Origin of the sequence: Corynebacterium sp. HMSC05H05, assembly GCF_001807265.1 — a bacterium.
GTDB lineage: Bacteria > Actinomycetota > Actinomycetes > Mycobacteriales > Mycobacteriaceae > Corynebacterium.
In genome coordinates, this window is the sequence record NZ_KV788369.1 from 50142 (window position 1) to 70396 (window position 20255).

The 20255-nt window shown below is 64.3% G+C and carries 15 protein-coding genes; 6 read left to right on the forward strand and 9 right to left on the reverse strand.

The features are described from left to right. Window positions 1–233: 233 nt before the first annotated feature. Window positions 234–3062, reverse strand: a complete 2829-nt coding sequence (gene leuS, locus HMPREF3151_RS00895) for a leucine--tRNA ligase (RefSeq protein ID WP_070472282.1) — start codon at window positions 3060–3062, stop codon at window positions 234–236. A 261-nt stretch (window positions 3063–3323) separates the two neighbouring features. Between leuS and HMPREF3151_RS00900 the strand changes: the two genes are divergently transcribed. Next, window positions 3324–3740, forward strand: a complete 417-nt coding sequence (locus HMPREF3151_RS00900; protein ID WP_070472284.1) for a DUF488 domain-containing protein — start codon at window positions 3324–3326, stop codon at window positions 3738–3740. 3 nt (window positions 3741–3743) lie between these two features. Here HMPREF3151_RS00900 and HMPREF3151_RS00905 read toward each other — a convergent pair whose 3' ends face one another. After that, the gene (locus HMPREF3151_RS00905) at window positions 3744–5060 is read right to left on the reverse strand and encodes an SLC5/6 family protein (protein WP_083290098.1); all 1317 of its coding nucleotides are present in this window, start codon (window positions 5058–5060) and stop codon (window positions 3744–3746) included. Window positions 5061–5251: 191 nt separating this feature from the next. Between HMPREF3151_RS00905 and HMPREF3151_RS11935 the strand changes: the two genes are divergently transcribed. Further along, window positions 5252–5704, forward strand: coding sequence for a hypothetical protein (locus HMPREF3151_RS11935; protein WP_070472286.1), 453 nt, complete (start codon window positions 5252–5254; stop codon window positions 5702–5704). Here HMPREF3151_RS11935 and HMPREF3151_RS00915 read toward each other — a convergent pair. Both HMPREF3151_RS00915 and HMPREF3151_RS00920 read right to left on the reverse strand, forming a co-directional pair. Beyond that, a complete protein-coding gene (locus HMPREF3151_RS00915; protein ID WP_070472289.1) occupies window positions 5701–6204 on the reverse strand; it encodes a flavodoxin domain-containing protein in 504 nt (167 codons plus the stop codon). The two genes, HMPREF3151_RS11935 and HMPREF3151_RS00915, sit on opposite strands and share 4 nt — an antisense overlap. A gap of 647 nt (window positions 6205–6851) precedes the next feature. After that, window positions 6852–8387 (reverse strand): sodium:solute symporter family transporter, encoded by a 1536-nt coding sequence (locus HMPREF3151_RS00920; RefSeq protein WP_070472293.1) that lies wholly within the window; start codon window positions 8385–8387, stop codon window positions 6852–6854. A gap of 145 nt (window positions 8388–8532) precedes the next feature. Here HMPREF3151_RS00920 and HMPREF3151_RS00925 point away from each other — a divergent pair, with 145 nt between their 5' ends. Genes HMPREF3151_RS00925 through HMPREF3151_RS00935 form a run of 3 tightly spaced genes read left to right on the forward strand, consistent with a single transcriptional unit; the run spans window position 8533 to window position 11743 of the window. After that, window positions 8533–9099, forward strand: a complete 567-nt coding sequence (locus HMPREF3151_RS00925) for a helix-turn-helix domain-containing protein (protein ID WP_070472295.1) — start codon at window positions 8533–8535, stop codon at window positions 9097–9099. A gap of 22 nt (window positions 9100–9121) precedes the next feature. Continuing rightward, the gene (gene speB, locus HMPREF3151_RS00930) at window positions 9122–10114 is read left to right on the forward strand and encodes an agmatinase (RefSeq protein WP_070472298.1); all 993 of its coding nucleotides are present in this window, start codon (window positions 9122–9124) and stop codon (window positions 10112–10114) included. Then, window positions 10115–11743, forward strand: a complete 1629-nt coding sequence (locus HMPREF3151_RS00935) for a thiamine pyrophosphate-binding protein (protein WP_070472301.1) — start codon at window positions 10115–10117, stop codon at window positions 11741–11743. A 65-nt stretch (window positions 11744–11808) separates the two neighbouring features. Here HMPREF3151_RS00935 and HMPREF3151_RS00940 read toward each other — a convergent pair whose 3' ends face one another. The 4 genes from HMPREF3151_RS00940 to HMPREF3151_RS00955 all read right to left on the reverse strand — a co-directional run bounded on the left by HMPREF3151_RS00940 (window position 11809) and on the right by HMPREF3151_RS00955 (window position 17206). After that, window positions 11809–12846, reverse strand: a complete 1038-nt coding sequence (locus tag HMPREF3151_RS00940; RefSeq protein WP_070472304.1) for a histidinol-phosphate transaminase — start codon at window positions 12844–12846, stop codon at window positions 11809–11811. Between the two features lie 13 nt (window positions 12847–12859). Continuing rightward, a complete protein-coding gene (locus tag HMPREF3151_RS00945; RefSeq protein ID WP_070472308.1) occupies window positions 12860–14251 on the reverse strand; it encodes an aromatic amino acid transport family protein in 1392 nt (463 codons plus the stop codon). 63 nt (window positions 14252–14314) lie between these two features. Next, window positions 14315–15574, reverse strand: a complete 1260-nt coding sequence (locus HMPREF3151_RS00950; RefSeq protein ID WP_070472310.1) for a M20 family metallo-hydrolase — start codon at window positions 15572–15574, stop codon at window positions 14315–14317. Between the two features lie 27 nt (window positions 15575–15601). Further along, complete coding sequence (locus tag HMPREF3151_RS00955) at window positions 15602–17206, reverse strand: amidohydrolase (RefSeq protein WP_070472314.1); 1605 nt, start codon at window positions 17204–17206, stop codon at window positions 15602–15604. A 123-nt stretch (window positions 17207–17329) separates the two neighbouring features. On the opposite strand from HMPREF3151_RS00955, the gene HMPREF3151_RS00960 reads away from it, so the two are divergent. Then, window positions 17330–18505, forward strand: a complete 1176-nt coding sequence (locus HMPREF3151_RS00960) for a helix-turn-helix domain-containing protein (RefSeq protein WP_070472317.1) — start codon at window positions 17330–17332, stop codon at window positions 18503–18505. Here the strand turns inward: HMPREF3151_RS00960 and HMPREF3151_RS00965 are convergent. Next, entirely contained in the window at window positions 18465–20102 is a 1638-nt protein-coding gene (locus tag HMPREF3151_RS00965) for a thiamine pyrophosphate-dependent enzyme (protein WP_070472320.1), read from the reverse strand. The two genes, HMPREF3151_RS00960 and HMPREF3151_RS00965, sit on opposite strands and share 41 nt — an antisense overlap. Window positions 20103–20255 lie beyond the last annotated feature (153 nt).

Genomic DNA, 20255 nt, shown 5'->3' on the forward strand with positions numbered 1-20255 from the left:
TTGTGCCGACCTGGGCCGATAGGGCCCGCCTGACAGATTCAGCCGCGATGTGTCGGCGCCGGTGCGGAATAGTTCATCGCCGAGTGAACAACCCCGCAACGGGGTCCGACGCTACCTCGGGAAAGTGAATTATCCGACCGCTCAAAGGGAACTAATTCACTCGGAGGCATCTGGCGAGTGAACTATCTTGCACCCGTCGGGCCGGGGCGCGCAGGACCCCGCCGCGCAGGCCCCTACTTCACCACCAGGTTGACCATGCGGCCCGGGATGGCGATGACCTTGACCACGTTCTTGCCGGCGATGAGGTCGGTGACGCGCTCGTCGGCAAGTGCTGCGGCCTCGAGGTCGTCCTTGGAGGCGTCGGTGGCGACGTCGATGCGCGCCTTGACCTTGCCGTTGATTTGGACGGGGACTTCGACGGTGTCGTCGACAAGCCTCTGCTCGGCAAACTCCGGGAACGGCTCGAACGTGATGGTCTCGGAGTGGCCCAGCACCGACCAGAGCTCCTCGGCGATGTGGGGCGCGAGCGGCGAGACCATCTGCACCAGCGGCTCGACGGCGGCGCGCGGCGCACCGTTCGGGTAGGTCTTGGTCAGGTAGTTGACGTACTCGATGAGCTTGGCGGCGACGGTGTTGTCGCGCAGGTGCTCGTAGTCGTCGCGCACGCCGGCGATGGTGCGGTGCAGGGCCTTGGAGTCCTCGTCGGTGAGCGCAGTGTCCACGACGGAAGTCTCGCCGGTGGCCTCGTCCACCACCAGTCGCCACAGGCGCTGCAGGAAGCGGTGCGCGCCGATGACGTCCTTGGTCGCCCACGGGCGGGAGGTGTCCAGCGGGCCCATGGACATCTCGTAGACGCGCAGGGTGTCGGCGCCGTACTCCTCCACGACGTCGTCGGGCGCGACGGAGTTCTTCAGGGACTTGCCCATCTTGCCGTACTCGCGGTTGACCTCTTCGCCGTTGTAGAAGAACTTGCCGTCCTTTTCCTCCACCTCGGCGGCCGGGACGTACACGCCGCGCGAGTCGGTGTAGGCGTAGGCCTGGACGTAGCCCTGGTTGAACAGGCGGCGGTACGGCTCCTGCGAGGTGACAAAGCCCAGGTCAAACAGCACCTTGTGCCAGAAGCGGGCGTACAGCAAGTGCAGCACCGCGTGCTCGACGCCGCCGACGTAGAGGTCCACACCGCCCGGATCGTTTTCGCCGTGCTCGTCGGGGCGCGGGCCCGTCCAGTAGCGCTCGTTCTCGATGTCCACCAGCGCCTGGTCGTTCGTCGGGTCGATGTAGCGCAGCTGGTACCAGGAGGAACCGGCCCACTGCGGCATCACGTTCGTGTCGCGCCAGTACTTCTGCTTGCCGTGGCCCAAGTCCAGCTCGACCTCGACCCAGTCGGTGGCCTTGGCCAGCGGCGGGGCGGGCTCGGAGTCGGCGTCGTCGGGGTCGAAAGCGACGGGGTTGTAGTCCTCCACCTGCGGCAGCTCCACCGGCAGCATGTCCTCGGGCAGTCCGTGCGCCTGGCCGTTCTCGTCGTAGACGATCGGGAACGGCTCGCCCCAGTAGCGCTGGCGGGCGAACAGCCAGTCGCGCAGCTTGTACTGGATCTTCTCGGAGCCCCTCTGCCTATCGACGAGCCAAAGGATCGCCCGCTCAATAGCCTCGCCCTTGCCCAGGCCGTTGAGATCCAGGCCGTCCTCGTTCGCGGAGTTGATGTGCTCCGCGTCGCCGGTGAACGCCGCCTCGGAAACGTCGCCGTCCAGCACCGGGGTGATGGGCAGGCCGAAGACGGAGGCGAACTCGTAGTCGCGCTCGTCGTGCGCCGGCACCGCCATGATGGCGCCGGTGCCGTAGCCGGTGAGCACGTAGTCAGCGATGAAGATCGGCACCTCTTCGCCGCTGACCGGGTTCACGGCATAGGAGCCGAGGAACACGCCGGTCTTTTCCTTGTTCTCCTGGCGCTCCACGTCGGACTTCGCGGCAATCGAGCGCAGGTAGGCATCCACTGCCTCGCGCGGGGTGGCGGCGCCGCCGGTCCAGCGGCTGTCCACGTCGGTGGGGTAGGAGGCGGTGACCAGCTCGTCGACAAGCGGATGCTCCGGTGCAAGCACCACGTAGGACGCGCCGAAGAGGGTGTCCGGGCGGGTGGTGAAGACCGTGATGTCGCCGGCGGGGGAGGCGAAGTGCACGTCCGCGCCGCGGGAACGGCCGATCCAGTTGCGCTGCATGCTCTTGACCTTTTCGGGCCATTCGAGCAGGTCAAGGTCGTCGAGCAGGCGATCCGAGTAGTCCGTGATGCGCATCATCCACTGGCGCAGGCGCTTGCGGAAGACCGGGAAGTTGCCGCGCTCCGAGCGGCCCTCGGCAGTGACCTCCTCGTTGGCAAGCACCGTGCCCAGGCCCGGGCACCAGTTGACCATGGAGTCGGAGAGGTAGACCAGGCGGAACTCGTCGATAGCCTTGTGCTTCTCCTCCGTGGTCAGGTCGCGGAAGTTGCGGCCGTCCTTGGTGGTGCGGGCGCCGGACATGAGGTCCTTGACCAGATCCTCGATCGGGCGGGCCTTCTGCAGGTCCTCGTCGAACCAGGCGTTGTAAATCTGCAGGAAAATCCACTGCGTCCACTTGTAAAACTCCGGATCCGTGGTGGCCACGGAACGGCGCGGATCGTGGCCGAGCCCCAGCATGGCCAGCTGGCGGCGCATGTTCGCGATGTTCGCCTCGGTGGTCACGCGCGGGTGCGTGCCGGTCTGGATGGCGTACTGCTCCGCGGGGAGGCCGAAGGCGTCGTAACCCAGCGTGTGCAGGACGTTCTTGCCCAACATGCGGTTGTAGCGCGCGAACACGTCCGTGGCGATGTAGCTCAGCGGGTGGCCCACGTGCAGGCCCGTGCCCGAGGGGTAGGGGAACATGTCCTGGACGTTGAGCTTGTCGTCCGGGAGGAGCTCGCCGGTAGCAAGGTCGCCGACCGGGTTCGGGGCGTAAAACGTCTGGTTGTCGCGCCAGTACGCCTGCCACTTCTGCTCGATGGTGTTGGCCAGCTCGGCCGTATAGCGGTGCGGGGTCGCCTCAGTCATGGTTATGCAGTGTAGTTAAGGGGCTTTGGACGCAGGCGCCCGGCGCGGGATCTGGGGCGGTTTTGGGGCGGTTTTGCACTAATCGGCAATTAGGACGATCGTCCAGATTTAAACCCGCAGGTAGAGATCTTATTCGCCGTTACGCATGCAAACTTCTACAAAACCGCGTTTCGTTGGCATTCCCCAATAGTTGGCCTGCCCGGAATTGTCCGCAATGCAGAGTCCGCAGCCCAAAGCAACGCTGTAACTAGAGTCGCGAACATGCAGCTCTACACCATCGGCTACAGCAAGAAAACTGCGGAGGAATTCTTCAACATCCTCCGGGACAACGGCGTGAAGCGGATCGTGGATATCCGGCGGCACAATTCGAATCAGCTCGCCGGCTTCACAAAGGAGTCGGATTTGCCGTGGTTCCTCGACACCATCGCGGGCATCGGCTACTCCCACGAGCTAGCGCTCGCGCCCAGCGAGGACCTCATGCGCGCGTACCGCAAGGAGGGTCTACCGTTCGACGAGTTTGCAAAGCAGTTGCGCGCCGAGTTTTCAGAGCGCACAATGCCCAAGCTTGTCGACGGCTCCGCCCTCCTCTGCTCAGAGCCCGACCCCGGAGTTTGCCACCGCTCCGTGGCGGCGGAGTACCTCGCCGAGCACGGCGACTTCGAAGTCGTGCACCTCTAGGTTTTAGGCGAACATCTGCCAGATGGCCACGCCCATGATGATCACACCGAGCACGAACACGAACCAGGTTTCGGGCTTGTTGGCGTAGCGCTGGTAGTCCTTGGCGTAGCGGAACAGCAGCATGGGCACGATGTACACCAGGAAGGTGATGAACACGCCGCCGACCACGGAGATCAGGTCCAGGATCGACGGGTTGAGGATGCCGGCGATCACCGTGGTGACGAAGATGAACGCGTAGATGCCCCAGCGCAGCTTCTTCGGGTCCATACGCTCAGCGACGCCAGGGGCCACGGCACGCACCAGGTACGTGGTGCCTTCCTCGGCGCCCATGACGTGGCCGAAGTAGGACGACGCGATCGCGCACAGGGCGACGATCGGGGAGAGGACGGCCAAAAACGGCGTGTGGGTCTCGTTGGCTAGGTAGGACAGCACGGGGATGTTCTGCTCGCGAGCGGCGTCCATGCCGTCGGCGCCCAGCGCCAGGGTGCAGGACCACACGAAGAACATGGTGAACACCACCAGCAGGCCGGTGGTGATGGCCTCGGTCTTCGCCACGGCCTTCTTGGTGGACTCCAGGTCATCCGGGTACTTCTTCTGCACGTCCAGGGCGAACTGGGACATCGCCGGCATGTGGTTGAAGGAGAACACGAACACCGGCAGGATCAGCAGCATCGCCTTCCAGAAGGGCACGTCGGACTCGTAGGAGCGGAAGCTGGCCAGGTCCCACTGGGGGATGAGGTAGAACGACACCGCGGCCAGCGCGATGATCAGGGGGTAGACCAGCAGGTTGGCAAAGGCCAGGGTGGCCTTCTTACCCAGGGCGTAGGCGCCGGTGAGCGCACCGACGCACAGGATGGCCATGAGCCAGCGCGGCACTTCGGGACCACCCAGCTGGTTGACCACGAAGCTGTCCATCGTGTTGGTGATACTCACGCCGTAGATGAGCACGATGGGGTAGATGGACAGCCAGTACATCAGGCCCGTCATCAGGCCGCGGTTGCGGCCGGCGAGCGCGGTGACCACCTGCAGCACGTCCAAGCCCTTGACCGGGGAGGCGGCCACGATGCGGGCGTAGGTGCGGTGGGAGAAGAACACCATCGGGCCGATGAACAGGGTGATCAGCAGCAGGGGGATAAAGCCGAAGCTGCCGGCGTCGATTGGGAGGAACAGAATGCCGGCGCCGACGGCTGTGCCGAACAGGGTGATTGCCCAGGACAGGGTGCCGCCGTCGGGGACGGTGCCGGACCGGTTTTCCTCCACCTGCCGTTTGTCGGCGACGGTGAGGTGGTCCAAATTGAACTCTTTGCCCGCTGTGGTCAAAGGTACTCCTTAACGCGTGAGTGGTTTAAGCCACAGGAATGATAAGGCAACACGGCGCACGGCGATAACCGGGGAGATCACGGGGGCAAATCACTGGCGTCAACGACAGCCCTTCTCGGACACCCGTCTAGGCGCCGGATATATTGATTACTGTCATTTCTCAGTTTTCCCGCCCCTATACAGGAGTTCCCATGAAGAAGTTCACCGCTGCCGCGCTCGCCGCCACCATGGCCGTCTCGCTGGCCGCCGGCCCCGCCGACGCCGCCTCCAACACCATGGCCGGCAGCAAGAATTTGCCGGTGTGCAAGCTCGACCTCGACGGCATTGGGACGAAGAGCGTGGCGCAGGAGATCGTCGCAAAGCAGGGCGTTGAGGGCGTGGAGCTGAACCGCCTGACGGGTGTGCAGCGCACCTCCGCGGCCGTCGGCGAGGCGTTCGGCTCCTCCGAGAACGCGGCGCAGCAGAAAGCCAACAACGCCCAGGCCGTGCAGGCGTGCCTCGACGGCGAGAACTACGATTCCGAGCCGCTGGAGGCGGGCATCAAGGGCGGCATCATCGCCACCGTTGTCCTGGCAGTGCTCGGGCTGATCGCGAACTTTGCGGTGCAGTCCGGCGTAATCCAGCTGCCGCAGCTCGGCAGCTAGGCGCGCTGCGCCCACTCCACTACCGGGTCGAGCAGCGTCAGGTCCACGCGGTCTATGTCTTGGCCGTAGCTGTCCACCAGCGCCTGCTCGTCCTCGGTGCGCTCGCGCTTGAGCCGCAGCGCGCCCACCAGCGCCTTCATCGTCCACCGGTGGGCGGTGGTCAGCTCCGAGTAATTCAACCTGCCAGGCAGGTAAAAGCGGGTCACTTGCCCGGCGCGGTCCCCGAGGAGGGTGCCGGGGGCGTCGTCGTGCCTTGCGACGTCGACAGGCGTCATGCCCACCGTGACCAAAGCCAACGGGCGATCAATCGCCGGCAGCGATTTGATGAAGCGCACGCCCGGATGCGAGGGGCCGTGGACGGGGGAGAGGACGACGACGGGGCCGCCGGTGGCCTCGAGGGTGGCGGGCAACTCGCGCGCGACCGTGCCGAGGCGGGCGGCCAGCGCCTCGGCGTACTGACGGGTGGAGCCGTAGAACGTGGTGTAGAAGACGCTGGTCATAGCTTCATTTTACGGCAGGCAAACCGGCGCGCCTCCATGCTGCGAGGAACTGCTCCGTCTCAGCCTCATCGGTGATGCTCACTTCGACTGGCTACCTGGCGACGTGATGTACTTGGATCCCTCCCACATCGTCGCCGACCGCCGCCTTTCCCTCGGCAGCACCGAGGCCCAGACCTAACACTTCCGAGATGACCTTGTGCCCACCCGTGCAACATCCTGTTCCGCCTGTTTTTGCCTGGCGCTCAGCGGCACCCTCCTCCTGCCGATGTTCGCCAACACCGCCATCGACTCCCTCGCCCCAGACTACGGCTCCGAATCCTCCATCTTCGGCGTCGAAGCAGCTGTACTACGAGTCCAAGTAGCACCTTGTCGGGTCTGAGGCGCTCCAGCTACCTTGTGCGGAGGCTGGGGTGCTCTTTGAATTTGCGGTTCGGGGCTGGTGGCAAATGTTAGTCGGTCAGGTGGCGAAGTTCCCGACTTGCCCCGCTACTTTGCGAATCTTTCCTGAGGATAACCAGCATCTAGGGCTGAAACCGGTCGTGTCCCGAGCCTGAATGACCTAAGTGTTCGTTGCGCAGTGCCAGGCCGAAAAGTCAAGCATTCAGACATCAAACCACCCAAATGCCCGACATTTCCAAACTGAACTGCTACCCCGCGGCCTCATCCAGTGCTCCGTACTTGGCACGGTGGTCCCAGGCTTGGAGGACGTCGTCACGCGTTGGTTTGCCGGCGAGGGAGACGACTACGTAAACAACGAGCGAGGTGGCCAGGCCGGCGTAGATGGGTTCGTTGGCATAGATGCCGTCGAAGCGGTTTTCGGCGGTGACTTCCAGATAAATGAGACTGCCAACGGTGACCAAGGATCCGGTGATCATGGACCAGGTAGCGCCGAGACCAGTGCCACGTTTCCAAACGAGTCCGCCGACGATGGCGATAAGCAAGCCACCGACGAGGATGTCGTAGGCGACGGTGAGGGCCGCGACGACGTCGGGGACAATCAAGGACAAGAGCATGGTGACCACGCCAAGGAAGAGCACCCAGATACGGTTGCGTCTCATATCGTTTTCGACGTCGTCGCCTCGCTCGGCGTTGTCGCGGGCTTGCTCGGCTGCTTGTTCTGCGGTGAGGGTGCGGGGGAGTTTGCCAGCGAGGATCTGGCGGATGAGGGGCATGACGTCGGTACGGGCGACAGCGGCTGCGGCGATGAGGCCGCCCGAGGCGGTCGACATCATTGCGGCCACTGCGGCAGCGAGCGCGATGCCGCCGAGGCCGACGGGTAGGAGATCGGTGGCGATACGGGCGTAGACCTCGTCGCGGACTTCGATGCCGGGCAGTGCGACGGCAGCGGCCATTCCGGCAATGGCGCCGGCCACGCCGAACAGGATGATGTAGATGCCGGCAGCGACGCCTCCTGTGCGTGCAACTTCGGGGGAGCGGGCGGCGAAGACGCGCTGCCACACGTCTTGACCGATGAGCAGGCCGAGAGTGTAAATAACGAAGTAGGTGATGATGGATTGCAGGCCAATGCCGCCTATGTCGAAGAATTCGGCGCCGAGGCGTTCTTGCATGCCGGACCAGCCGCCGGCGTGGTGGAGGCCGAAAGGCAGCATGAGGAAAAAGGTGCCGACGGTCATGATGATGAATTGGACGAAGTCAGCCATTGTGATGGACAGCATTCCGCCGAGAGTTGAGTAGATCAGGACGATGGAGCCGCCTATGAGGATGGCGAGCCAGCGGTCGATGCCGAAGAGCACGACGAAGATGGAGGCGTAGGCGCCTGTCGATGTAGCCGTGAGCATGAGTGTGTAGGCGAGCATGACTACCGATGCCACCTGGATTGATTCCGTGCCGTAACGCAGGGTAAGCATCTGGACGACGGTGTAGATCTTCAGCCGTTGCAGCTGCGGGGCGAAGACGAGGGAGAGGATCAGCACGCCGACGCCAATGGCGGTGACGAGCCATAGGCCAGAAACACCGTACTCGTAGCCGAGTCCGACCCCGCCGACGGCGGAGGCGCCGCCGAGGACAACGGCGACCATGGTGCCGGTGTAGATCAAGGGTCCGAGCCGTCTACCTGCGACGAGGTAGTCGGAGGAGTTTTTTGCTTGGCAGCTGCCCCATATGCCGAAGCCAATCATTCCGATGAGGTAGGCGATGACGACGGCTGCATCTGTCCAACTCATGTGGAGCCTTTCTACGTGGTTCTGTGCCGTAAGTCTGTTTTGAATGCGCATGTGTTGCGCATCACCGTTATGTTTGCTTATGATAAACGTCAGTTGCTTCTGAGGCAACATTTTTCTAAGAAAACACGAACAGGAAACGCCCAACGTGAAGTCCCTGCCGATCGAACCCATCCGCCAAGCTCCAGCTATCGGGCACCGTCTGCGCGCCCTGCGCGAGCAACGGCGGATGACCATCGACCAGGTAGCGGGTTTCGCGGGTGTAACGAAGGGGTTCTTGTCCCGGATCGAGCGTGACCAGACAAGCCCGTCGGTAAGCACTTTGCTCAGCATCTGCCAGGTACTGGGCGTGCCCGCAGGCTCCGTGCTTGACAGCCCGCCGACGCAAGTCGTGACACTTGACAACGCCCCCGCGGTACAGATGGGTGGCGAGGGAATCAGCGAGGTACTGCTCACCCCGCCGGGCCAGCAGAAACTGCAGATCATCCATGCCCGGATTGAGCCGGGCGGTCGTGGCGAAGACGCCCTGTACACCATGGACGCCGCGGTGGAAGCACTCCACGTGGCGAAGGGTGAGTTCGTGCTGATCACCCCAGACCAGCGCATCGAGCTGAAGGCTGGCGACACTGCCACCTTCCCCGGTGCAGAACCGCACAGCTGGCACAACCCAACGGACGAAGAAACCGTCGTCATGTGGGTTATTGCCGGTCATTAACAACGTCGAAAGGTTGAACGTCATGTTAGACAAGCCACGCATAGAGGAAAACGGCAACATCGGTCCAGTCAACTCCGCACTGGTGCCGCGCTACAGCGGCCAGAGCACGTTCGCGCTCCTGCCAACTCTCGACGACGTCGAACGCGCCGGCAAGAAGGCCGACATCAAAGTCATCGGCGCCCCTTTCGACTCCGGAGTGTCCTACCGCCCCGGCACCCGCTTCGGCCCGCAGCACGTGCGCCAGTCCTCCCGCCTGCTGCGCCCCTACAACCCGGCGACCGACACCTCCCCGTTCGCGCAGGTCCAGGTAGCCGATGCCGGCGACTTGTCCATAAACCCGTTCAACATCGACGAGGCCATCACGTCTGTCGAGGCCGACGGCATGGCCCTGACCGCGGACGGCGCCACCCTAGTCACTATCGGAGGCGACCACACCCTCGCCCTGCCGATGCTGCGCGTCGCCGCTGAGCGCGCAGGCCAGCCCGTCGCCTTACTGCACTTCGACGCCCACCTGGACACCTGGGACACCTACTTCGGTGCGGACTACACCCACGGCACCCCGTTCCGTCGCGCGTCGGAAGAGGGCCTCATCGACAAGGATGCCATCTGCCACGTCGGGACCCGCGGCCCCCTGTACGGCCGTAAGGACCTTGAGGACGACGAGCGCATGGGCTTCGGCATCATCACCTCGGCGGATATTTTCCGCCTGGGGGTTGAGGAGGTCGTCGCCAAGCTGCGCAAACGCGTCAGCGACCGCCCCCTCTATATCTCCGTCGACATTGACGTACTCGACCCGGCGCACGCGCCTGGCACCGGCACCCCCGAGGCCGGCGGCATGACCTCCCGCGAACTGCTGGAAATATTGCGAGGTCTGCGCGGATCCAACATCGTCGGCGCCGACATCGTCGAGGTCTCCCCGGCCTACGACCACGCAGAGCTGACCGGTGTGGCTGCCTCCCACGTCGCCTACGACCTCATCTCCGTCATCGCCGACAACCTGGAGGAAAGGAAATAAATGACGGCACGCACAGGTGGACGCCTCGTCGTCGAGACGCTGGAGGCGCTAGGCATCACCCAGGTCTTCGGCATCCCGGGGCAGCACGCGCTGGGCCTATTCGAGGCGCTCAACGACAGCTCACTGAACTACGTCTCCGCCCGTGTGGAGAACAACGCGGCCTTCGCGGCCGACGGCTACGCCCGTGCCACCCGCCGCCCGGCGACGCTCTTCTTGTCGACGGGACCCGGAGCCTTAACCTCGCTCGCCGGCCTGCAGGAGGCCTACGCCACCAGCGTACCCATGATCGTGGTTTCCTCCCAGGTGCCCGAACACGGCGTTGGCGGGCGGCGCAATGGCCTGCTCCACCAGTTAGACGACCAAAAAACCGCCGCCGCCAACGTCACCAAGGTGCAGTTCACAGTGCTCCGCTCCTCATCGATCCCGTCAATGCTGCAGCAGGCCTACGAAGCCGCCATGGCCGCCCCACGCGGACCGGTCTGGGTGGAGATCCCCGAAGACATCCTGCTTGCGGAAACCAACGTGCCGCCGGTGGAGGAGCTCACACCGACGGTGAGCGTACTGCCGGGGGTGCGCTCTTCCCTGGAGGCCGCCGCCCGCACACTGTCGAACGCACGAAGCAAAGTGATTATCTCCGGTGGCGGCGTCGCCCAATCCGGCGCGTCTGCTGAGGTCGTCGCGCTTGCCGAGCGCACCGGTGCCATCATGGTCACACCGCCCGGCGGCGTGTCTACCGTGCCCGCCGAACATCCGCTGGCCCTGGCCAACTGGATCGAGGACTACAACGTCACCGAAGTGCTTAACTCCGCCGATGTGGTCCTGGCTGTCGGAACTGCGGTCGGTGAAGTCACCTCGAACTACTTCACGCTTCGCCCTAGCGGACAGTTCATCCAAATCGATGCCGACCAGCGCGTGCTCGAATCCAACTACCAGGGACTGGGCATTTGCGCCGACGCGCGCCTCGCCCTGTCCGCGCTGCTGGAATTGGTGCCAGAAGCTGATTCTTCGGCCGCGGAGTCCCTGGTGCGCGACGTGCGCTCGGCTATCGACGCTGGCCTGTCTCATCAGGACTTAAAACACGAACGTGAGTTCATGGCAGCTTTACGACGCTCCATTCCCACCAACACCCCCACCTACTGGGACATGACAATCGCCGCCTACTGGGCATGGAACGTTTGGACCGCCGAACCCGACACCTTCTTCACCGCCCAGGGCGCTGGCGGCCTCGGCTATGGCTTCCCTGCCGCCATCGGCGGGGCAGTGGGCGCCGGACGGCGCACGCTGGCCGTGGCCGGCGACGGCTCGTCAATGTACTCCATTGGAGAACTCGCCACCGCCAAGCAGCACAACGTGCCCGTGACCTGGCTTATCGTCGACGACGGCGGGTACGGCATCCTGCGCGAGTACATGAACGACACTTTTGGCCGCGCCACCGCCACCGAGCTCGCCCGGCCCGACTTCGTCGCCCTCGCCGAAGCCTTCGAGGTCCCGGCGCGGCGCGTCGCCGCCTCCGAAGTCGGCCCGGCCGTGGCAAAGTCGCTGGCCAAGAAGGTCGACGCCGGCCCGGAAGTCATCGTGGTGGAAACCCTGCTGAAAATGTGGGAGCCGACGCACCTGCCGCACGTGTAGGTGCGTCGGCTATTCGGGGGGCCGACCAGCGCCTTGGCCACACTGGCTGGGTGGAGCCGATAGTCTCATTTTACGGTCGCTAATCCGGCGCGTTTCCATGCTTCGAGGAACTGATCCATCTCCGCCTCATCGGTGATGCTCACGCGCGCTCCCGAATCCGGATAGCTGCGGATGATGACACCCTCGGCGTTGATTTTTTGTTCGATCTCGGCACCGTTTTCACCCGGAATCCAGACGAAGTTTCCGTGGGAGCGTTGCAGACCAAGCGTCTCCGAGACCCTGTCACGCTGGGCTTGCGTCTCTTTCACTCGCACCATGAGCTCATCGTGCGCCTCCAGCGAAGCGACGGCCGCGAGCTCGGACAGCTCTGTGACGGTGAGGGGAAGGGCGACGAGCCCGAGCGAGCGGATCAACTCCGGGTTGCCGAAGCCGTAGCCGACGCGCAACCCCGCCAGGCCATAGGCTTTGGAAAACGTGCGCGCGCCAATGAGGTTGGGATATTTTGCGATCTCTTCGACGCCGTCCGGAGTGTCTTCGGCATCGTTGAACTCGTAATACGCCTCATCCAACACCACCACGATGTCTTCCGGGACCCGCCGCATGAATTCGGTGAACTCGTCTTTTGTGATGGCCAGGCCGGTGGGATTATTCGGGTTGCAAATGATAATCAGACGGGTGCGGTCTGTGATTGCGTCTGCAACCGCATCCAAATCAATCGCTTCGTCCTCACCGAGCGGCACCTGGACCGGGGTGGCCCCGCCGACTCGGGCGTAGAGCGGGTAGGCCTCGAAGCTGCGCCAGGGAAACAGGACCTCGTCGCCTGCAGAACATGTCATCAGGACGGCTTGCTGGATCACCGCCGATGCGCCGGGCGTGACCACGACCTGTTCCTCCGCCAACCCGAGACGAGCAGCCAAGGCTTTACGCAGCACTGGCGATCCGGAAATGGGGTACCGGTTCGCCCGTAACGCCGATTCACGAATGGCTTCCAGCGCGGTAGGCAGAGGACCAAAATTGGCCTCGTTGGCGGACAACTTCAGTTTTGTTTCGTCGGACTTTCCGGGCTTGTAGTCCGGGAAAAGGGAAAGATCTGCGCGAAGCACAAGCGGTCCTTTCTTAGAACATTTGCCAGATGGTCACGCCCATGATGATCAAGCCCATCACGAGGACAAAGATCGTGTCTGGGCGGCGAGCGTAATGCTTGAACGCGGTGGCCTTGTTAAACAGCAGGTTGGGCACGATGTAGACGAGGAAGGCGACGAAGATGCCGCCGACCGCGGAGATCAGCGTCAGAATCGACGGGTTGAGCACCGCCACCAGCACCGTAGTCACGAACACGAAGACGTAGATGCACCAGCGCAACGCCTGCGGGTTGATCCTGTCCGCCACACCCGGAGCCGCCACGCGGATGAGGTAGGACGTTCCCTCCTCGGTGCCCAGCATGTGGCCGAAGTAGGACGATGCGATCGCGCAGATGGCGATCACCGGGCTGATCACCGCCATGAACGGGGTGTTGGTGACATTGGCGAAGTAGGACAGGATCGGGATGTTCTGCGCGCGGGCCTCATCCATGCCCTCCGCACCAAGGGTGAGCGAGCAGGACCACACGAAGAACATCGTGAAGAACACCAGCATGATCGCGGTGATCATCTCAATCTTGGACACCTCGCGCTCGGTGGCCGCGACGTCGCCCTTCTTCTTCTTTTGCACGTCGAGGGCGAACTGGGACAGCGCCGCCATGTGGCTGAAGGAGAACACCATCACCGGCAGAAGCAGCAGCATGGACTTCCACAGCGGAGTGCCGGATTCGTACTCCATGAAGCCGGCGAGGTCCCATTTAGGAATGAGGTAGATGGACACCGCGGCGAGGGCGATGATGAGGGGGTAGACAAGGATGTTGGCCAACCACAGGGTTGCTTTCTTGCCCAGGGCGAACGCACCCGTCATCAGGCCCACGCAAATCGTGGCGAGCACGACACGGTTCACGTGCGGCCCGTTGAGTTGGTTGACGATCATGCTGTCCACCGTGTTGGTGATGGAGATGCCGTAGATCAGCACCGTCGGGTAGATGGCCAGCCAGTAGAGGATGGCGGTAGCCAGGCCCCGCTTACGGCCGGTCAGCGCGGTGACGACCTGCAGGACATCCAGCCCCTTCTCCGGAGACGCAGAAACGATGCGTGCGTACGTGCGGTGTGAGAAGAACACGAGCGGCAGGACAAGGAACGTGGCGAAAAGTAGCGGCCAGAAGCCGAAACTTCCGGCATCAATGGGCAAGAACAGGATGCCGGCGCCGACTGCGGTGCCGAACAGTGTGATGGCCCAGGACAAGAAGTTTCCGTCTGGTACGTCACCGGCCCGGTTTTCTTTGATCACCTCAGCGTCAGCGGCTGAGAGCTGGTCCATCTGGAACTCGGCGCGGGACTGCGCGATGTGCTCGTCGCTATGCAGGTCCGGCAGATCGCCGTGTGCTTTTTCGCCGGAGGAAGACCGGCTAAACGTGGTGGACATGAGTGTGGGTCCTTTTCGTCGGGGCTATTGCCATCTGGGTTGGGTGGGGTGGGACAAATGGGCTCAGCGTTCATCGGGTGCGAGCTTGCCTACCGCGAGCTCTTCAACCACCCGGGTAAGCAGTGCCAGTCCGGTCAGGCAGTCTTCGTCCGTGGTGTACTCGGCCTCGTTGTGGGAAATGCCGTCGACGCTGGGGATGAACAGCATGACGGTGGGGTAGTGCTCCTTCATGTTCGTCGAGTCATGGCCAGCCACCGTGAAGATCTCTTGGTGGGACAAGCCGAGCTCCGTTGCGCACGTGCGCGCCAGCTCCACGCCGGCCTCGGGGTAGGGGTTGAGCGCCCATTCGTGTGTGAGCTCGAGGTCGACGTCGACCTTTGCCTCGTCGGAGGCTGCGGCGACAATCTCGTCCACACGCGCCCGCGCCTTCTCCAGCACCTCGGTGGACGGGGAGCGCAGGTCGACGTTGAAGCGGACCTCGCGCGCGATGGTCACCGGCGAGTTGGGCTCCAGCGTGAGCTGCGAGACCGACGCCTGCAGCTGCCCTTCCTCAAACTCTTCCGTCAGGCGGCGCACGCCGGCAATCACCAGCGAGGCGCCGAACAGGGCGTCGCGGCGGTCCCGCATCATGGTGGATCCAGTGTGTCCCTGCTCGCCGCGGACTGTGGCGACGAACTTGCTTGCGCCCCAGGTGGCGGTAACCAGGCCGATCTGGTTGCCGTTATCTTCGAGCTCCCGGCCCTGTTCAACGTGGATCTCGGCGTAGGTGGCCACCCTTGGGGCGTCGATGAGCGGTGCCCACTTCGCCGCATCAATGGCCTCGCCCGCTGTCACTCCCTGCAGGTCTGTGGCTTCACGCGCCACCGCGAGGTCGAGGGAGCCGGTGAAGACTGAGCTGCCCATCATCGACGGGGCGAAGCGGGAGCCTTCCTCGTTGAACCAATTCACCACCGCGAGGTTGAACCGGGGTGTCAGCTCGCCGCGTTTCGCTTTCGCGGCCACGCGCGCGGCGGCGTGGGCACCGGCGAGCACGCCGTACGCGCCGTCGAAGCGTCCTGCGAGCGGCTGCGAATCCAGGTGCGAGCCGACAGCGACGTAAGGGGCGCCCGGCGCCAGTTCAAACAGGCCATACTGGTTGCCAATCTCGTCGAAGCCGACGTCCGCGCCGAAACCCTCGAGCACACCGGTGAACCAGGCGCGGTTTTTCACGTCGCCCTCGCTTGCGGCCTGGCGCTCCACGCCGCCGCCGGGGGTTGCGCCGTTCTCGCTCATCGCCGCGAAATCCGAGAGGAACCGCTCATCTGTTGGCTGAGTGGTCTGCATTGTGTTCAAGTCCTTCCTAGAAAGTGGCTAGAAGCTGCCGTGGACGAGTTGCCCGCCAAGCACCGTGGCCTCGACGGGGATGTCGCCGATCTGGCTGGCCGGCACTTCGGCCGGATCGGCTCCCAGGACCACAAGATCCGCAAGCTGACCAGGAGCTATCTGCCCTTTCTTCCCGGCCCAGCCTGTCGCTGCGGCGGATCCCGCGGTGTAGGCGTACAGCGCCTCGTCGGCGGTGATCCGGTCTTGCGGCCCGTAACTTTTTCCGGAGGCGGTGGTGCGTTCGACGAAGCTTTGCACCACGGCGAGCGGGGTGCCCGTGGCCACTGGCCTGTCGGAGCTGCCCGGCAGCACCACGCCGCGCTCGAGCAGCCGCTTTCCCGGGTACGACAGCGCCGCGCGTTCGGCGCCGATGGCTTCCGCCATCGCGTCTCCGAACTCCGCGATGAACCGCGGCTGCGGCACGAGCACGACTCCGGCCTTGGCCATGCGCTCAATCTGGTCGTTTCGCACCACACCGCCGTGCTCGATGCGGTGCGGGATTGTGCGGGGCCCATGCTTATCGACGGCTTCGCTGATCACGTCCAGCGCAAAATCCACCGCTCTATCGCCGATTGCGTGCAGCGCTAGCGACCACCCGCCGGCAGCTGCCGCGAGCGCACGCGAACGCATCGTGTCGGTGTCGCCTTGAAAATATCCGGCGTGGCAGCAGCAGGCGTAGTCCTCCGTCATCGCCGCTGTCTTTCCCAGCAGGGAGCCGTCGGTGAAGATTTTCACCGGCCCGATCTGCAGCAGGTCGTCGCCGAGACCGGTGCGGATGCCGGCGTCGAGCCCGTGCACCTCCGGGTCGTCCTCGTGGCCGTCGATGCCGTGCAGCGCGTCGAGAGTGATCATCGCCTGCGTGCGCACGTGGAGCTTTCCTGTCTCGCGCGCCCGCTGGTAGAAGCCGAACTCCTGGGGGCTGTGCCCGATCCAGCCACCGGCGACGCCGGCGTCCGTCACCGACGTGATGCCTTCGCTGAGGTAGTGCCGCCCGGCGCGATCAAGCGCGTCGGTGATGTTGTGCTCGCTTTCCGGCTGCAGCACATCGTTGATCGGGCGCATAGCGTTTTCGTCCAGCAACCCAGTGGCGTTGCCGGTGTCGTCCACGACCACTTCGCCGCCCTCTATGTGCGGCGGGTTCGCCGGGTCGATTCCGGCCCGGCGCAGCGCCTCGCTGTTGACGGTGTAGGCGTGCCCGGAGTTGTGCTTGATCAACAGCGGTTTTCCCGCTGTTGCGTGATCGAGGTCGGCGATGGGCAGTGGGCCGTCTGTGAGCAGGTTCGGGTTGAATCCGCTGGCGACGACCCATTCCCCGGGGCGTTCTTCCCGCAGCGCCTGTAGGACGTCGGCACGCGTGCGCGCGCCACCGAGGTTGATTTCGCGCAGTGTCTGGCCGAACCACACGCTGTGCGCGTGGGCGTCGTTGAACCCCGGGATGATGGTGCGGCCGCGGGCATCGATCACCGTGTCGCCGGACGCTGGCTCGCTGTCCACCTCCAGGATGCGGCCGAAGCCGATGCGTATCGACGTCGCGGTGCCGCCCGCCCCGTCCATAGTTTTTGCGCGCGCGTTGATGATGGTGGTTGCGTTCATAAGCCCGCCTCCTCCGTGCAGCTCCGAATTGTGTCCCCTGACACTATTGGGCAACGGCCGTGATCGGCACCTCTTTGCCGACTTCTGGCACATCTCATAACCCGCGCTTGTAACGTTGTGCACATGCACACTGATTCGACGGACAGCTGGAACGATATTGTCCAGCAAGTTCGTGAGGACTTACCCGAGCTCGTCGCTGCGTTCCTCGAGCAGTTCCACGACTTGGGCTACTACCGCGAGGACATCGTGGACGACGCCGAGCTCCGCTCGACAGCCACCAGCATCCTGGGGCTTTTCCTGGTGCAGCTCGAGTACGGGATGGATGAAGACTCACTCGCAGCGCACGCCCGCCAGTTGGGCACCAAGCGGGCGCACCAGGGCGTGCGCCTGTCCGCGCTGGTAGATGCCATCCAGATCGACTTCACCGTGCTGTGGGACCACTTCCGCGCAACGGTGTCCCCGCAGCAGCTGCCTGTGCTGGTGGAGCACGTGGCGGACATTCAGAGGTTGGTGTCGCGCTACACAGTGCACATCCGCGGCGCGTATGCGGCCGAGCAGGCGCGGGCGCGGCACGACGCCCGTTTCGCCCACGCCCGCCACATTGAGCGGCTCTTTTCCGCCGAGCACTTGGGGGAGCAGGCCATGGGCGCCATCTCCAGGGCGCTGGGCATTGCGGAGGGCACCGCCATCGACCTCGTGGTGTTCCACCCCAGCGAGTGGGCCCCGGCCCAAACCGTGCTGGAGCCTCTCGCCGCCCGCGGGGAAATCTTCGGCCACGGATACCACGGCCTGTACGCGGCCTTCTTTCCCGCCAGCACACAAGCCCAGGATTTCATCCGGGATCACACAGACCACCTCGGTGCGGTGACGTTCAACCAGCTCCCCAACTTGGCGGCGGTGCGAGCCGCTGTGCGTGCGAGCGTGAGCATGTTCGACGCCGCGGAAAACCCCGGCCGCCTCATCCCTGTGCAGGACGTGGCCTGGGCGTTAGCGGCGCAGCAGATCCGCCCGTTGCTTCCTGTGCAGCTTCACGCTGCGCACGCCGGGGTGGTGGAGCTGCGCAAGAGTGCGCCGGATGTGGTGGATACCGTGGAGGCGTACCTGAAAAGTGGATCCACCAAAGATGTGGCAGCGCTGCTGCACTGCCACCGGAACACGGTGGTCAACCGCCTGCAGTCCTTCAAGGCGCACACCGGCCTGGACGTCACCGTCCCGTCGCAGGCGGCGCTCGCGCTGGCCTCGCTGCCGTGGAAGGGCGCTATTCCGGCAGCCCCAGCTCCTGCGCCACAATCACATTGACGATGGCGGGCACGCGCTCCTCGCGCACCTTCCGCAGAGCCCGCTCGATGGCGCCGGCGGCCTGGTCGTCTGCAGTGACCAGCTCGCCATGGCCGCCGAACGCTTTCGCCACCTCCGCAAAATCCGGATTGACCATCTGGGTTCCGCTCACCCTGCCCGGGAAGTACTTCTCCTGGTGCCCGCGGATAGTGGAGTATTGGCCGTTGGTCACCGTCACCGCCAGGAACGCGGTGCCCTCCTGCACTGCGGTAGCGAACTCCTGGCCGTTCATCAGGTATTCGCCGTCGCCGGCGATCGTGACAACGGTGCGTTCCGGGAACTCCAGCGCGGCGGCAACCGCCGCAGGCACCGAGTACCCCATGGAGCCGTTGCGCATGCCCAGCTGGGAGGGGAACTGCTCGGTGCGCAGGAAACGCTGGGCCCAGATGCAGTGGTCGCCGGCGCCGAAGGTGTAGATCCCGTCGTTGCCAACCTGTTCCTGAAGCTGCCGGAACACCTCCTCCAGGTGGGCGGTGCCTTCAGGTGCTTTACGCCAGGTATCCGGCTGGCTGATCGCGGCAAAGTCGAGGTGCGCCTGGTGCGCGGCGGCGTAGCGCTGCTCGTCCGCCACCGGCACGTCCAATGTGGCCAGCGCGTCCACGAACTCCGCTGGCGAGGCCACGATGTGTTCGGTCACTGCGCCGGAGTGGCCGCGCAGCGCTGTGTCCATCAGTGCGATGATGTTCACCGCGTCCGGGCTTTGGCGCAGGGTGTAACCGTCCGTCGGGACGTCGGTAAGCGCCGCGCCTACCTGCACCAACACATCGGCGTCGTCCAACAGGCGCGCGACGTTCTCGTCGCGGCCGTAGCCCAGCCAACCGGCGTTGGCAGCAGCAGAAAACGCGATGCGGTCCGTTGCGCGCCAGTCGTGCACCACCGGAATGTTGTGGGCGTCCGCGAACTCGGCGAGTTTGCGCGAGGTCTCCTGGTCCCACCCGGGGCCACCTGCGTAGATCAGCGGCCGTTTCGCGGAAGCAAGCTGCTTTTCGACGGCGTCCCGTTGCCCCTGCGACACCCCTCCCCGCGACACCGGGCGGGGTGGATACACAGTGCCTTCGAACTCCTCGTAGAGCACATCTTCCGGCAGACCGACCACTACCGGTCCGGGGCGGCCGGTTGAAGCCTGGAAGAACGCGTCGGCCACGACGCGGGATGCGGAAGACGGGTCGTCCAAAACGAACACCTGCTTGGCCTGCGTCCCAAACCACGCCTTGGGGTCAAACTCCTGGAAGGACTCGCGGTCCCGGTCCGAAAACGGGATCAGTCCGACAAACAGCACCATCGGGGTGCAGTCCTGCCATGCCGCATGAATGGCCACGAAAGCGTTGGACGCACCCGGGCCGCGGGTGACCATGGCAACGCCGGGCTTGCCCGTCGCCTTGCCCTGGGCTTCCGCCATGTAGGCGGCGCCGCCTTCCTGCCTGCACACCACTGTGTCGATGGAAGAATCGTGCAGCCCGTCCAGCACCGGGAGGAAGCTTTCCCCAGGGACGATGAACGTGCGCTCGACGCCCTGCGTCTCCAGTGCGTTCACGATTTCCTTGCCGACATGGACCATGCGGGTGCCACCTTTCTCAATCGGTTATGCCTCCTCGGGAGCGTTTCCCCGAGCGTATTTGAGACGCCGCAGCCAAAAATGTGGTTGCGGAGATCCCGTGCGAAACGTCAACGGCTATGTCAGGAGCGTATGCAAATGCACACTCACCCAGCA